The organism is Vibrio lentus (assembly GCF_002875945.1).
GTDB lineage: Bacteria > Pseudomonadota > Gammaproteobacteria > Enterobacterales > Vibrionaceae > Vibrio > Vibrio apostichopi.
Genome location: NZ_MCZK01000122.1, coordinates 15,896 through 29,131, shown reverse-complemented (window position 1 = coordinate 29,131; position 13,236 = coordinate 15,896). Strand labels below are relative to the sequence as shown.

The window sequence follows — 13,236 nt, the reverse complement described above, 5'->3', positions numbered from 1 at the left end:
CATTATTAGTTATTGAGTGTAGTCATAGTGGATACCAGAAGTCAGAAATCAGCCAACGATCAGGTGGACGCCATCAAAGTCCCACCACATTCATTAGAAGCTGAGCAATCTGTTATTGGCGGTTTGTTGCTGGACAACGAACGCTGGGATACGGTTTCAGAAAAAGTCGTGAGCAAGGACTTTTACAGTCGTCCTCACCGTCTGATCTTCGAAGCAGTAAAAGATATCCTTGAAGAAAGTTCTCCTCTGGATCTTATTACACTCTCTGAACATTTAGAGTTGCGTGAGCAGCTTGAAGAAGTTGGCGGTTTTGCATACCTTGCCGACCTTGCTAAAAACACCCCAAGTGCGGCGAACATTAACGCTTACGCAGATATCGTGGCGCAACGTGCATTGGTACGTAGCCTGATTGGTGTGGCGAATGAGATTGCCGATTCTGGTTACGATCCTCAAGGCCGTACTTCAGAAGAACTTGTTGATCTAGCTGAGAGTAAGGTCTTTGCGATTGCAGAAGGTCGAGCAAGTGAAAACGAAGGCCCACAAAACGTAGATAGCATTCTAGAGAAGACGCTGGAACGTATCGAGATCCTATATAAAACTCCACAAGATGGTGTGACTGGTGTCGATACTGGCTTCAACGACCTCAATAAGAAAACAGCAGGCCTACAGGGTTCTGACTTAATCATTGTTGCTGCGCGTCCATCGATGGGTAAAACCACCTTTGCGATGAACCTTTGTGAAAACGCGGCGATGAAACAAGACAAGCCGGTTCTGATCTTCTCTCTTGAGATGCCAGCCGAACAGTTGATGATGCGTATGCTTGCGTCACTTTCTCGTGTCGACCAAACCAAGATTCGTACCGGTCAATTGGATGATGAAGATTGGGCGCGTATTTCATCGAGTATGGGTATTCTGATGGATAAGAAGAATATGTATATCGATGATAGCTCGGGTTTAACACCAACAGAGGTGCGTTCGCGTGCTCGACGTATCGCTCGTGAGCATGATGGTATCTCTATGATCATGATAGATTACCTTCAATTAATGCGCGTACCTTCATTGTCTGAAAACCGTACCTTAGAGATCGCCGAAATTTCGCGTTCCCTAAAAGCCCTTGCGAAAGAGTTGAACGTGCCGGTTGTTGCACTTTCTCAGCTTAACCGTTCCCTAGAGCAACGTGCTGATAAGCGACCAGTAAACTCGGATTTGCGTGAATCCGGTTCTATCGAGCAAGATGCCGATTTGATCATGTTTATCTATCGTGATGAGGTTTATAACCCAGACAGTTCACTGAAAGGCATCGCAGAGATCATCCTTGGTAAGCAACGTAACGGTCCTATCGGTTCGGTTCGTCTGACATTCCAAGGTCAACACTCCCGATTTGATAACTATGCAGGTCCTGCATTTGATGATGAGTAAGTTAATGACTTATATGAAAGCAGCGACAGCGAGCATTGACCTCGGTGCATTGGAACACAACCTTCAACTGATTAAGTCTAAAGCACCTAACTGTAAAGTTATGTCGGTTGTGAAGGCGAATGGTTACGGTCATGGTCTATTGCACATCGCTAAGCATTCTAAGAACTCTGACGCCTTCGGTGTCGCTCGTATTGAAGAAGCTTTGCAACTTCGTGCTGGTGGGATAGTTAAACCTATTTTGTTGCTGGAAGGTTTTTACTCTTCGGGTGATTTACCTATCTTAGTGACCAATAACATCCAAACTGTCGTGCACTGTGAAGAGCAACTAAGTGCGCTAGAGAATGCGGAATTAGAAACACCAGTCGTGGTATGGCTAAAAGTAGACAGCGGTATGCATCGTTTAGGTGCTCGTCCTGAGCAATACCAAAACTTTGTTGAGCGTTTGCATCAATGTGCGAATGTAGCGAAACCTCTTCGATACATGAGCCACTTTGGTTGCGCTGATGAACTGGATAGAACAACTACCGTTGAACAGACTGAGCTTTTCTTATCTCTCACTGACGGTTGTGAAGGTGAGCGTTCACTTGCTGCTTCTGCGGGTCTATTGGCTTGGCCTGATAGCCACCTTGATTGGGTTCGTCCGGGAATCATCTCTTACGGCGTGTCACCGTTTGTAGATAAGACTGCTCAAGAGCTAGGTTTTAAGCCGGTGATGACCCTGACTTCTCACTTGATTGCTGTTCGCGATTTAAAAGCCGGCGAAAGCGTGGGCTATGGCGGGAACTGGACCAGTGAACGTGATACCAAGGTTGGTGTAATCGCAATTGGTTATGGCGATGGTTATCCACGCATGGCACCTAACGGAACGCCAGTGTTTGTAAACGGTAGAAAAGCACCGATTGCAGGACGTGTCTCCATGGACATGCTAACGGTCGACCTTGGCCCTGATGCAGCAGATCAAGTAGGTGATGAAGCGACGCTATGGGGTAAAGATTTACCTTCCGAAGAAGTCGCGGAACATATTGGCACTATCGCTTACGAACTCGTGACGAAACTGACGTCTCGTGTAGCAATGGAATACGTGAAATAAATATGTTCAAGAGAGCCTCTCGACACTGGCTAATGTCAGCAATGGCATTGCTCGGTGTCAGCTTTTCTTCTTCCGCGGTGAGTGAAGAAAAAGATACCGCCTTTGTCCCTTTCTATTTCAGCACCGAAACCATGGGTAATACCTTTGGGGTTGCTGGTGTCGCAAAGGGTGTTTGGCAACCTCAAGCCGCGCTGTTTGGGATGGCACTCTATTCGGATAAAGACAGCTATGTTGGCTTTTTATCTGCTTTCAACTTTGCACTTTCTGAGAATGTTTTATTCAGTACTCAGATGTACCAAGCACGCTTCAATGACAATCCTTACTACATTGGCTCTCAAGGCGATAACGATTCATCCATTGATGATAAAACCATTGCCGATGGCTTAGAGCAAAACTATCAGTTTGAGTTTAAGTATTTGCTGCCTTGGGGCAATGTGGCAGAACATGGCTTGTTAGGGGCTTTTCAGCCAATCAAAGATGTGAGTTTTGCTTCACCTGTCGATTCGGGTGTCAGCTCGATTATCTTCACGCCTTTTTATACCGCTCGTGAGCTAGAAGGTTTAAATAATACCGAAGAGGCGACAGGCTTTAGTCTGGCATTGGATTGGGATAACCGTGATAGCACACGTAACCCAACTAAAGGTTCTCATACTAACCTTGAATTCACTACCGGCGCTGAAAGTTGGTCTAATGATGACTTGTGGTTGAAATGGACGTTCCAAAACAGCCAGTACTTCGCATTAGGCCCTTTAGGCGACTTGTTCGACCAACAAGTCGTGGCACTCGATTTCTATACCGCTGATACACCAACCTGGGATAACTGCTCTGGGCAGGATTGCGCACGTCCACCTGAGACAGAACAAGCTCGACTTGGTGGACTGTATCGATTAAGAGGCTATACCGGTGGACGTTACCATGGACGTTCTGCTGTTCACTATTCCGCGGAGTACCGAGTCATCCCTGACTGGCAACCACTAGGTGATATTCCTTTAATTAACTACTACGATTTGCCTTGGTGGCAATGGGTGGCGTTTGCCGAAGTAGGACGCGTTGCGGATGAGTACGATATCAAAACACTGCACACGGACATGAAATGGAGCCTAGGTGGCGCGGTTCGTTTCCAAGTGGAAGGTATTGTTGTTCGTGCAGAATTAGCGCGAGGCGGCGATGAAGGGACCTTTAGGGTTATGATAAACCAGCCCTTCTAAAGCTTTCGGCCTACGGTAGGCCAAATGCTATTTTTATAAGAGTGGTCGTGGAAACACACCACTCTTTTTTATTTAGAAGGTATTGATTTTATTAAAAAGATCTAGCTTTCAAGCAGTCTACTCACCTTGAATCGTAGCGATCACAGTGCGGCTCCCACCACAATCTCTATGCTCACCTAAGTAAATGCCCTGCCATGTTCCCAAAGCTAAACGACCATTAGTGATGGGTATTGTCACACTGGTGCCAAGTGTTGATGCTTTAATGTGAGCCGGCATATCATCATCGCCTTCATAAGTGTGTCTGTAGTAAGGGGCACGCTCGGGTACAAACTTATTAAAGTGCGATTCCATATCGGAACGAACAGTAGGATCCGCGTTCTCATTTAACGTGAGACTGGCAGAGGTATGTTGAATAAAGAGATGTAATAAACCAACAGATAGAGAGTTGATATCGTGTATCTGTTGTTCAATTTCATCAGTAATGAGATGGAATCCACGCTTTCGTGCATTTAGGTGTATAGTCTTCTGAATCCACATACGCCATCCTTTATAATGTATTTGGAAAAAAAGTGGTTTAACGCTATCTTTTGAACTTGAATTTATCAGGTATCGCTCACATTTAATTATGTTAGAGCTAGAGTCTGTACCGATTCTTCTATCAGGAAATCTAATCCTGATTTATCTCAAGGTACAGCTCTTCATATGCGGCATAATACGTCGTGAAAAAAAATTACAAAGAATCTTTCAGTGGTGACGCGTTTGGTCATCACAGAAAAATATAAACTTTCGCCTAATCGGGGGTTCTATTCATCACTTAAGTGACGTTTAGAATAAAACCTACAGTAACATCGGGATAGATACCATGTTGAAAAATATCAACCCAACGCAAACACAAGCGTGGAAAGCTCTAACTGCACATTTTGAGTCTGCTCAAGATATGGATATGAAAGAGCTGTTTGCTCAAGATGCAAAGCGTTTCGAGAGCTTTTCTACTCGTTTCGGTTCTGACATCTTAGTGGATTACTCTAAGAACCTAGTTGACGCTGAAACTATGCAGCACCTATTTGCTCTTGCAAACGAGACTGAAGTTAAGTCTGCAATTGAAGCGATGTTCGGTGGTGATGCAATCAACAAGACTGAAGGTCGTTCAGTTCTTCATACAGCTCTACGTAACCGTAGCGACAAACCAGTAATGGTTGATGGCAAAGACGTAATGCCTGCTGTTAACGCTGTACTAGCAAAAATGGAACTGTTCACGCACCGCATCGTTTCTGGTGAGTGGAAAGGTTACACAGGTAAAGAGATCACTGATGTAGTCAACATCGGTATCGGCGGTTCGGACCTTGGTCCATACATGGTGACTGAAGCACTAACGCCATACAAAACTCGTCTAAACATGCACTTCGTTTCTAACGTAGATGGCACTCACATTGTTGAGACACTTAAGCCTCTAAACCCAGAAACTACGCTGTTCCTAGTGGCATCTAAAACATTCACAACTCAAGAAACAATGACGAATGCACACTCTGCACGTGATTGGTTCTTGGCTGAAGCGGGTGATTCTGCACACGTTGCTAAACACTTCGCAGCACTATCAACAAACGCAGCTTCAGTGGCTGAGTTTGGTATTGATACTGACAACATGTTCGAATTCTGGGATTGGGTTGGTGGTCGTTACTCACTATGGTCTGCGATCGGCCTTTCTATCTCACTGTCTGTTGGTTTCGATAACTTCGTAGAGCTATTAGATGGCGCTCACGAGATGGATAACCACTTTGCTTCAACTGAGTTTGAAAGCAACATCCCAGTTATCCTTGCGCTTATCGGCATTTGGTACAATAACTTCCACGGCGCTGAGTCAGAAGCTATCCTACCTTACGATCAATACATGCACCGTTTTGCTGCTTACTTCCAGCAAGGTAACATGGAATCGAACGGTAAGTTTGTAGACCGCGAAGGCAACCCGGTAGAGTACCAAACAGGTCCTATCATCTGGGGTGAACCTGGTACAAACGGCCAACACGCTTTCTACCAACTGATTCACCAAGGTACTAAGCTGATCCCATCAGATTTCATTGCGCCTGCAATCAGCCACAACCCAGCATCTGATCACCACCAGAAGCTGATGTCTAACTTCTTTGCTCAAACTGAAGCGTTAGCATTCGGTAAGACAAAAGAGACAGTAGAAGCTGAATTCCTAGCGGCTGGTAAAACAGCAGAGGAAGCAGCGGAGCTTGCTCCTTTCAAAGTATTTGAAGGTAACCGTCCAACGAATTCAATTCTTGTTAAGCAAATGACTCCTCGCACTTTAGGTAACCTAATCGCGATGTACGAGCACAAAATCTTTGTTCAAGGCGTTATCTGGAACATCTTCAGCTTCGACCAATGGGGCGTAGAACTTGGTAAGCAACTAGCAAACCAAATTCTTCCTGAGCTTGCTGATGATGCTCAAGTAACATCTCATGACAGCTCAACTAACGGTCTAATCAACGCATTTAAAGCGCTGAAAGCTTAAGGCTGTTTGAGTAACACCAAGTAATAATTGTAAAGCGCCAACCTTTCGGTTGGCGTTTTTTATGTCTGTTGATCTCGCGGGCAATAAAAAAGGCTGACACATGCACGTCAGCCTTTTGTATTTTTATTTACTGCAGTTGTCTCTATTCGAAACAGATCTCGATGAAGGCATTACCCCATTGAGATGAGAAAGGCATAATGATGATTGCTCCGTCACACTTGTGACGAATCGTGTGGCCTTTACCTGAAACAACGATCGGCGTTGCCATATCGAAATCAAATCCGCTTTCAGCAAGAATACGTTTTGCGCCGCCAGTCACCATGTTGGTAATTTCACCAACCATATCGGTCACTTCTTCGTTCAAGCCATTCGGTCGCTCACCCAACATGTTTTCCATGATTTCTAGTGCAAGACCTTCATCAAAGGTGATCGACATTGAACCACGAGATTGTGTACCCACCATACCAATCAGGCCGGATACATCACCACGAGCTATTTCATCTTTCTTGACTCTCGGTTTTTGTGGCTTCAATTCTAGAGAAGCCATCGTTTTTAGCACATTCATTAAAGAAGCTAAAAACGGGTTTACAAATTCAGCGCGCATAATGTTCTTCTATAATCTTATTCTTTCATGTCAGAGGAGCAGGCTTGGCATACACCATGAGATTCAATAACGTGATTCGTCAATTGAAAACCGTGCTTCTCCGCGTTGTTAGCGAGTTGAGTGATAAGAGCATCGTCTTGTAGCTCTATTACTGTCCCACATTTATCGCAGATTAAGAGCTGCGAAAAGTGTTGGTTTGCATTGCATGAACAGCAACATATGAAGCTGTTGGTAGACTCAACTCGGTGAATGAAACCTTGTTCCAACAAAAAATCTAAAGCGCGATAAACTGTAGGAGGTTTGGCTTGCGGTTCACTCTGCTTTAATTGCTCTAACAATTCATAAGCACTGGAGGCTTTTTTATTAGAGAGGATGAGCTCAAACACACGCTTTCGTTGAGGAGTTAGTCTAACTCCTCGTGATGCGCATATCCCTTCAACTTGCTCTATCAATGTGTGGTCCAAATTTTTCACCATTCAATCGGACATCCCTAATCAAACACTATTTCTAGGTTACTTTATTTGGGGAGCCAATGATTTCTATTAAAGTCAGGTACAGAGCGTATTGTGACCCACGACTTTGAATAAGACAAGGTAACTCAAAATGACATTGTGACTCAAGGCATAACTGATTAATGAGGCTGAATTAGAGATCTGGTGAATAGGTTTATAAAAAAGTGTGAGGCAAAGTTCATATAGCACAATCAAGGCATAGCATTTACAATAGCCGACCTTGCTTTTGCTGGGTATTCCAGCATATTTTTTTGACTCGCTACTAGGGTACTTTGCCATGACACATTCATGTAGGTTGTCCGTCGCTCCAATGCTCGATTGGATTGATTAAGCAGCCTTAGCAAGGGCTGAGCTAGTTTGAGGGGTACTATAGGAGTACCGCACTCAATAAATACTTCTACGCGCTACATTCTTTGGCCTGACCAAACAACCTCTCCAATAATCTGAAAATCTTCATTCTTCAGATCATCTTTGAGTAATTCCCAGTTTTCATAAGTATGGTTGTCACTAACCACCTTAATCACCTTTGGCATGAACTGAAGTCTCTTAACCATCAGTTGGCCGTCGAAGCGAAAGACATAAACACCGTCTCCAGAAAACTCATCAACTTTGTGAACCATAACTAACGCTTGGTTTTTTAGTGTTGGCGCCATGCTGTCGCCTCTAACGGGCATCAAGAAAACTTCATTAGGGTTAACGCCAATACTTTTGCTTATGAACTCTTCACTAAAGACTATTTCAGTCGACTTCTCTTCCCTCTCTACAAGTGCGCCATGTCCTGCGCTAACTTCCACATCATAGAAATCTAGAGTCATATATCCTTTAGGTGTCCCGAAACCGTCTCGTTCTTGTGCCATTTCTTCAGCTTTAAGAAAAATATTTTCAGGTATTTTTTCGCGTGATCGCCATGTTCTAACTGTGGACGGTGAAACACCTAAAGCCTTTGATAAATCTGTAATTTTTGCTGTTTTTGTTAGTTGCTTAAGTTCTGTTATTTGTTCATCAATAGTTTTCAAAGGGCACCTCTATTAAAATAAAAGCGTTGCAATAGCGTCTCATCGTTAATATTATTCAATCGCTTTAGGGACGATTAGGACGGTTTTGAATCGCTTAGAGTCTCATTTTGTTGCTTAGATAATAGATTAATAGGTGAGCTATGAATACAAACTTTGCGTTATTAGCCCGTTTCGGAAACCCAACGGTAGAGTTGAAACAAGTCAGCCAAGAGTTCTTTGGTATTACCTCAAGAACAGCTGAACAAAGAGCGAAAGCTTGTGACTTTCCCGTTCCTACCTTCAAGTTGCGTGATTCAGAGCGTAGCCCGACCTTAATCAAAATTGATGACTTAGCTGCCTATATCGACAAGCGATATGAGCAAGCTAAAACCGAATGGCAATCAGTGAATCTTTAAGGGGGACTTATGAAAAATACCAACCAACTCAAACAAGACTTCAAAAGTTTACGGTTAGTTATCAGAGGGAAAGCGTCGGCTTATACAGCTTTTAGTCTTGGCCAGAAATATCCTTATTACTCGAATGTTTATTTTGCTGCGTATGAGGCCGAGTTCAAGAATAACAAGATCTCATTACGATTAAGGCTAGAGCATTTCCGTGAAACGGGACTAATCGTTGCCGTTCGAAAATTTGCTTAGGGGGTTCATATGACCGTTTCTGACCCTATCCACCTACCTTGTCCCGATATGCTTGGCATGGTTGACCCAAAACCGGAACTACGCGAACGCTCTATTCATTTGATAGAGCAGTTACGTGAAAAACATGGTTTGTCGAAGCGTTCAAAGCGCAAAGCTAGACCGATGAATTACGTTTGCACAAATAATTCGTGTACGGGGCTGTAATGAACGAACAAGCGATGATAGCCGCACTTGCTAACATGGAAGCTAAAAGTGACGCAGGGGAACTCACTCGTTACTCTGCGTTCACTAAACGCTTCTTTCCTCGCTTGCCTAAAATCGTGCGTAACGATGTGAAGCGCAAAATAGCCAAGCGTAAACAACGCCAAAACCCTACCAAAGAAAATCTGATACTAGCGGCAGAAGATGCAGTTAAATTTGGGCTGAAAAGAGCTCACTTCATTGAAGACAAATTCCCGTTTGTTGATAGTCGCGCTAAGAGCCGAACTCAACCTTTAAGCCACGATATTTTGATGCGTGATGATGCCGTTAGTGAACTAGCAAAAACGTTCGCTGATAAGTGCGCGTTACTGCTTACCGAAGAAAGCCAACCCGAAGTGTTCAAAAGCTTTTTAGATGCGATAGAGCATGTTTACCAATTGCAGGAAGCTGAACTAAAAACGATTCATGTTAACGCGCCACAAGTGAACCTTAAAAAGCGCGACAAGAAAGCGGAAGAGTTAGAACAAGACCTACAGGTAGCCGTATTAAAGATGCAATCCGAGTCTTGGATTGAGGGACGCTTGTTACACCTCCGAGCACAATACATTGAGTATTCACAAATCACGCTTGAGCGAGTTGGTGAGGGAAAACATCAGTCACCGGTGATCAGTGCGTTGTCATTTGCCAACTGGAAACAGAAACAGCGAGACGCTAAAGCGTTCCTTGAAACTATGGCAGTGATGAATAACGAGACGGGCGATTCTTTCAATCTTGAGGATGTGGTCAAGCGAACTACTGCGAATCCAGAAAACCGTCGTATTGAAATGATGGTGCGATCTCGTGGCTTTGAAGAGTTGGCTCAAGACTTAGGTTATACCGCGCTCTTTATTACTTGGACGTTGCCGAGTAAATACCACCGAGTCTCTAAAAAGTGGAATGGTGCGAGCATCAAAGACGGCCACCAAGTTCTCATGCAGCAATGGGCGTTAGGCCGAGCACTGCTAGCGAAAGAAGAGATTCATTATTTTGGTTTTCGAGTGGCTGAACCACACAAAGACGCGACCAGTCATGCTCACTACTTTCTGTTTTGTTCGCCTGACGATAAAGACTTCATTATCGAAACCTTAAAGTCGTGCGCTATCTCTGAGGATGAGCACGAACTAGGTTCTGATATTTCGCCTCGTTTTGATGTGAAAGAGGCTGATCCAAAAAAGGGCGGGGCGACTGCCTATATTGCCAAATACGTATCGAAGAACATCAACGGTAAGCACATGCCAGAAAACGAGGGTGAAGAATCTGCTTATCGTGCTCGTGCTTGGGCTTCCACTCACCGAATCCGTCAGTTTCAGCAATTTGGTGGTAAGCCTGTTTCCCTTTGGCGAAATCTACGCAGGGCAAAACCGGAACAGACCATGATAGACCCAAAGCTCGAAGAGCTGCGTCAAGCGGCAGATTCTTCGAAGTGGTCGCTGTTCTGCCAATTGGCTGATAGTGCAAAAGTTGCCTACCAATCAAAACAAAACCAATACGGTGAAACCACTAAAAAGGTGATCGGCTTTTCTTGGCTCGGTCGTCTTATCGAAACCTCTAGCGAGTGCTATTCGCTCGTTAAGAAAAAAGACGTGAAGCGTCTTCAAGAGGCGCGGAGCGTCTCACCTTGGAGCACTGAAAATAACTGTAACTCTCCCTTAGTTGAACATCTTCAACGCGTGACCGGATGGAGCGTGGAGGGAGTCCAATGCTTAATCTCACCGCTAATGCGGGGGGCTAAAGTTCAAATTGATAAATACACGAATATCAGCTTTAGAAACAATCGTCTGATTGTGTATTAAACCATTGCCAACGATGTGAATCAGGGGCTAAACACTAAACAACGTCGTGAGACAGAGGATTGAAATGAAAATACTATCGCTTGAAGAATGCCAGCGAGATTTAGCCGCTTTGGACGCGGCTGACAAACTAACCAGCAACATGAAAGTAGAAATCGACCGCTTCAAAGAAATGGATACCAGCAAGCTCATGAAAAAAGCCATGGGAATGTTGATGGGTGGCAACTTATCACTGGAGGCGCTAGGGCTTCCCGTCAATCTATTTGAGCAATTAGAGCAACTCGAAAAACTTAATGGGGTGGCGCGCAATAAATACCGCGCTGTCGTCGTGGCCAACCAAGAGCAACTTGGAGATGTGGAAAGCGTCGAGGTGAAACATGGCTAAATATGAAAACCCTGTTCGTGGGTATATTGCTTGTCCTGTTTGCCAGTCTGCCGCCACCACTCACCAAGTGGGTGAGGGGCAATTGATCGCGTCTGGTGAGCCACCAAAAAACAGCCGTAACATTGGGTTGATGTATTACCGTTGCCCTGAGTGCGGCAATAGTTCGAATAGCAAAAAGGTTACGGAGTTCATCAAAGCTAATTCCGTTGCTGAGTTAACCGAACTTAAACCGAACCTAACCGAGAAAGGTTCGGTTATTGAGTCGGATTTGATAACCGAGCCTAACCTTATCGATGCAATTGAGTTAACCGAATCGGTGCAAGTGGATGAAGCCAGTAAAGACGGGGTTTCCAACCGAGAGATAACCGATACGGTCGATGATGAAAAAACAGAAAAGACCCCAAGCAAATTCCCCTTTAAACGAGTAATCACGGGGTTAGCATCGGTTATCTTTATTGTTTGGGCGGTGTCTCAACTGCTACCGAAAGCCTCAGCCGAACAACCGCAAGGGGGTGAGCATGGAGCAAGTTAACGAAACCTTACCAGGTGAACAAGTTGAACTGGATGATTGGGGGGATTTTGGCTCCGTTATTCATCAGCTTGAAGAACAAGAAAAAACCGAGAGCGATTTAGTTGGCTTAACCGAGCCAACCGAGACGGTAACCGAAGATAAAACGGAAGCTATGGCGGGCTTGCTGAATATTTTGTTTGCCTTAAGCGAGCAAGCGACCTCCATCATTTCGGGAGTTGAATTTGAGTTTGACGGTAAAGGTAAGCAAGCGGTGATGGATGCGGCTGAGCCTGTCTTTGCAAAACACGGTAGTACGCTTATGGGCGTGTTTGGGGATTACATCGAAGAGGCCACCTTATTGCTTGCGGTTCTTGGTTTGATTTATGCCTCTAAAAAGCAATTGCTCATGTTGCAACAATCAAAGGAGGTGGACGGTGAAAAAACCGAAGCCCCTAGCCCTACCGAACCCCGTTAACTCGAACCCGTCACATGATGCCGAGCACACCATTTATGTGGCGGGAACAGGAGGAGGTAAAACCTCAGCCGTTAAGCATTTGGGGCTAGTCCCTAAAACGGCTCAAGCGGTCTTTTTTGACCCCTACACCAACTACGCAGGGAGTAAATTTCAAGGCCAAATGTGCCACGGCACTTCATCACGCTTAACCTTTGTCAAAACGCTCATTATGGCGCGTCGTCGCGGTGGCTCGTTTAAGCTGGCCTACATTCCAGCAAATGGGGCAACAGCCGACGAATTAGAGTTCTTTGCGTCGGTGGTGTGGTCGGTGGGTAACGGTCGAGCTAGCCAGCTCTATACCGTTATCGAAGAATTGGCGTCATGTGTAGAAACCTCGGGCAAGCTTCGAGGTCGTGCGGGTGAGCTTTTGCGCGGAGGTCGTCAATACGGTCTGGTGGTGCATACGGTGTTTCAACGAGGGCAAGAAGTACCAAAAACCGTGACTGAACAATCAAGTGTTTGGTGGGTAGGCGCGGTTAACTCAATGAGTGATGCTCACTGGATAGCGGATAAACGCGGGTTGGATGTGAATATCGTGGCGGGGCTAAAGTCTGCCAAGGTCAATAAAGAACGCATTGGTAAACCGATAGCCGAATACTTATTGATTGGTGATGGTATCGGCAACATCGAGCACAAAGCGTTTAACTGTCAGTCAGGCTCTAAGCTCAATTTAAACTACCGTTAATCGACCTTTTTAACCTATAGGTTACCCGTTCAACCTATAGGTTACTTTCCCTTCCTTTTTTTTCCTCACTCCTATTTGATAAACGCTCAATTTGATTATTCACAATCCAACG

16 protein-coding genes are annotated in these 13,236 nt (G+C 44.8%); 12 read left to right on the top strand and 4 right to left on the bottom strand.

From position 1 onward, the window contains the following. The first annotated feature begins 27 nt into the window (after positions 1 to 27). Genes BCT49_RS13930 through BCT49_RS13920 form a run of 3 tightly spaced genes read left to right on the top strand, consistent with a single transcriptional unit; the run spans position 28 to position 3,717 of the window. Entirely contained in the window at positions 28 to 1,419 is a 1,392-nt protein-coding gene (locus tag BCT49_RS13930) for a replicative DNA helicase (protein WP_017107440.1), read from the top strand. Positions 1,420 to 1,423: 4 nt separating this feature from the next. After that, the gene (gene alr, locus BCT49_RS13925; protein ID WP_198595865.1) at positions 1,424 to 2,509 is read left to right on the top strand and encodes an alanine racemase; all 1,086 of its coding nucleotides are present in this window, start codon (positions 1,424 to 1,426) and stop codon (positions 2,507 to 2,509) included. A gap of 2 nt (positions 2,510 to 2,511) precedes the next feature. Continuing rightward, positions 2,512 to 3,717, top strand: coding sequence for a BamA/TamA family outer membrane protein (locus BCT49_RS13920; protein ID WP_102435972.1), 1,206 nt, complete (start codon positions 2,512 to 2,514; stop codon positions 3,715 to 3,717). Between the two features lie 117 nt (positions 3,718 to 3,834). On the opposite strand, the gene BCT49_RS13915 is transcribed toward BCT49_RS13920, so the two are convergent. Beyond that, positions 3,835 to 4,254 carry a secondary thiamine-phosphate synthase enzyme YjbQ gene (locus BCT49_RS13915; protein WP_076669148.1) on the bottom strand — a complete coding sequence of 140 codons (420 nt, stop codon included), beginning with the start codon at positions 4,252 to 4,254 and terminating at the stop codon, positions 3,835 to 3,837. Positions 4,255 to 4,579: 325 nt separating this feature from the next. Between BCT49_RS13915 and pgi the strand changes: the two genes are divergently transcribed. Then, positions 4,580 to 6,232, top strand: a complete 1,653-nt coding sequence (pgi, locus tag BCT49_RS13910) for a glucose-6-phosphate isomerase (protein ID WP_102435970.1) — start codon at positions 4,580 to 4,582, stop codon at positions 6,230 to 6,232. A 142-nt stretch (positions 6,233 to 6,374) separates the two neighbouring features. Here the strand turns inward: pgi and BCT49_RS13905 are convergent, their stop codons facing one another. The 3 genes from BCT49_RS13905 to BCT49_RS13895 all read right to left on the bottom strand — a co-directional run bounded on the left by BCT49_RS13905 (position 6,375) and on the right by BCT49_RS13895 (position 8,364). Next, a complete protein-coding gene (locus BCT49_RS13905) occupies positions 6,375 to 6,836 on the bottom strand; it encodes a chemotaxis protein CheX (protein WP_017059940.1) in 462 nt (153 codons plus the stop codon). Positions 6,837 to 6,853: 17 nt separating this feature from the next. Next, positions 6,854 to 7,312 carry a zinc uptake transcriptional repressor Zur gene (zur, locus tag BCT49_RS13900; protein WP_102435968.1) on the bottom strand — a complete coding sequence of 153 codons (459 nt, stop codon included), beginning with the start codon at positions 7,310 to 7,312 and terminating at the stop codon, positions 6,854 to 6,856. Positions 7,313 to 7,752: 440 nt separating this feature from the next. After that, positions 7,753 to 8,364, bottom strand: a complete 612-nt coding sequence (locus tag BCT49_RS13895) for a S24 family peptidase (RefSeq protein WP_017078247.1) — start codon at positions 8,362 to 8,364, stop codon at positions 7,753 to 7,755. Between the two features lie 140 nt (positions 8,365 to 8,504). Here BCT49_RS13895 and BCT49_RS13890 point away from each other — a divergent pair, with 140 nt between their 5' ends. From BCT49_RS13890 to BCT49_RS13855, 8 genes are all read left to right on the top strand, one after another. Then, positions 8,505 to 8,759: a pyocin activator PrtN family protein gene (locus BCT49_RS13890; RefSeq protein ID WP_017078248.1), complete on the top strand. Its 255-nt coding sequence runs from the start codon at positions 8,505 to 8,507 to the stop codon at positions 8,757 to 8,759. Positions 8,760 to 8,768: 9 nt separating this feature from the next. Continuing rightward, positions 8,769 to 8,999: a hypothetical protein gene (locus tag BCT49_RS13885; protein WP_050621032.1), complete on the top strand. Its 231-nt coding sequence runs from the start codon at positions 8,769 to 8,771 to the stop codon at positions 8,997 to 8,999. Between the two features lie 9 nt (positions 9,000 to 9,008). After that, complete coding sequence (locus BCT49_RS13880; protein ID WP_054542926.1) at positions 9,009 to 9,203, top strand: hypothetical protein; 195 nt, start codon at positions 9,009 to 9,011, stop codon at positions 9,201 to 9,203. Next, complete coding sequence (locus BCT49_RS13875; protein WP_102435966.1) at positions 9,203 to 11,032, top strand: replication endonuclease; 1,830 nt, start codon at positions 9,203 to 9,205, stop codon at positions 11,030 to 11,032. The genes BCT49_RS13880 and BCT49_RS13875 overlap by 1 nt, the downstream gene beginning before the upstream one ends. A gap of 64 nt (positions 11,033 to 11,096) precedes the next feature. Then, positions 11,097 to 11,414: a hypothetical protein gene (locus BCT49_RS13870; protein ID WP_086774729.1), complete on the top strand. Its 318-nt coding sequence runs from the start codon at positions 11,097 to 11,099 to the stop codon at positions 11,412 to 11,414. Next, positions 11,407 to 11,946: a hypothetical protein gene (locus tag BCT49_RS13865; protein WP_102435963.1), complete on the top strand. Its 540-nt coding sequence runs from the start codon at positions 11,407 to 11,409 to the stop codon at positions 11,944 to 11,946. The genes BCT49_RS13870 and BCT49_RS13865 overlap by 8 nt, the downstream gene beginning before the upstream one ends. After that, positions 11,933 to 12,400 (top strand): hypothetical protein, encoded by a 468-nt coding sequence (locus BCT49_RS13860; protein ID WP_102435961.1) that lies wholly within the window; start codon positions 11,933 to 11,935, stop codon positions 12,398 to 12,400. Before BCT49_RS13865 ends, BCT49_RS13860 begins: the two co-directional genes overlap by 14 nt. Continuing rightward, a complete protein-coding gene (locus tag BCT49_RS13855; protein WP_102433524.1) occupies positions 12,360 to 13,124 on the top strand; it encodes a hypothetical protein in 765 nt (254 codons plus the stop codon). The genes BCT49_RS13860 and BCT49_RS13855 overlap by 41 nt, the downstream gene beginning before the upstream one ends. Positions 13,125 to 13,236: the final 112 nt, after the last annotated feature.

What these genes read in the sequence shown, in the direction of transcription:
- BCT49_RS13885 (WP_050621032.1), top strand. Translation starts at nt 8,769, where the DNA reads ATGAAAAATACCAACCAACTCAAACAAGACTTCAAAAGTTTACGGTTA.
- BCT49_RS13880 (WP_054542926.1), top strand. Translation starts at nt 9,009, where the DNA reads ATGACCGTTTCTGACCCTATCCACCTACCTTGTCCCGATATGCTTGGC.
- pgi (WP_102435970.1), top strand. Translation starts at nt 4,580, where the DNA reads ATGTTGAAAAATATCAACCCAACGCAAACACAAGCGTGGAAAGCTCTA.
- zur (WP_102435968.1), bottom strand. Translation starts at nt 7,312, where the DNA reads ATGGTGAAAAATTTGGACCACACATTGATAGAGCAAGTTGAAGGGATA.
- BCT49_RS13890 (WP_017078248.1), top strand. Translation starts at nt 8,505, where the DNA reads ATGAATACAAACTTTGCGTTATTAGCCCGTTTCGGAAACCCAACGGTA.
- BCT49_RS13875 (WP_102435966.1), top strand. Translation starts at nt 9,203, where the DNA reads ATGAACGAACAAGCGATGATAGCCGCACTTGCTAACATGGAAGCTAAA.
- BCT49_RS13870 (WP_086774729.1), top strand. Translation starts at nt 11,097, where the DNA reads ATGAAAATACTATCGCTTGAAGAATGCCAGCGAGATTTAGCCGCTTTG.
- BCT49_RS13860 (WP_102435961.1), top strand. Translation starts at nt 11,933, where the DNA reads ATGGAGCAAGTTAACGAAACCTTACCAGGTGAACAAGTTGAACTGGAT.
- BCT49_RS13915 (WP_076669148.1), bottom strand. Translation starts at nt 4,254, where the DNA reads ATGTGGATTCAGAAGACTATACACCTAAATGCACGAAAGCGTGGATTC.
- alr (WP_198595865.1), top strand. Translation starts at nt 1,424, where the DNA reads ATGACTTATATGAAAGCAGCGACAGCGAGCATTGACCTCGGTGCATTG.
- BCT49_RS13920 (WP_102435972.1), top strand. Translation starts at nt 2,512, where the DNA reads ATGTTCAAGAGAGCCTCTCGACACTGGCTAATGTCAGCAATGGCATTG.
- BCT49_RS13905 (WP_017059940.1), bottom strand. Translation starts at nt 6,836, where the DNA reads ATGCGCGCTGAATTTGTAAACCCGTTTTTAGCTTCTTTAATGAATGTG.
- BCT49_RS13865 (WP_102435963.1), top strand. Translation starts at nt 11,407, where the DNA reads ATGGCTAAATATGAAAACCCTGTTCGTGGGTATATTGCTTGTCCTGTT.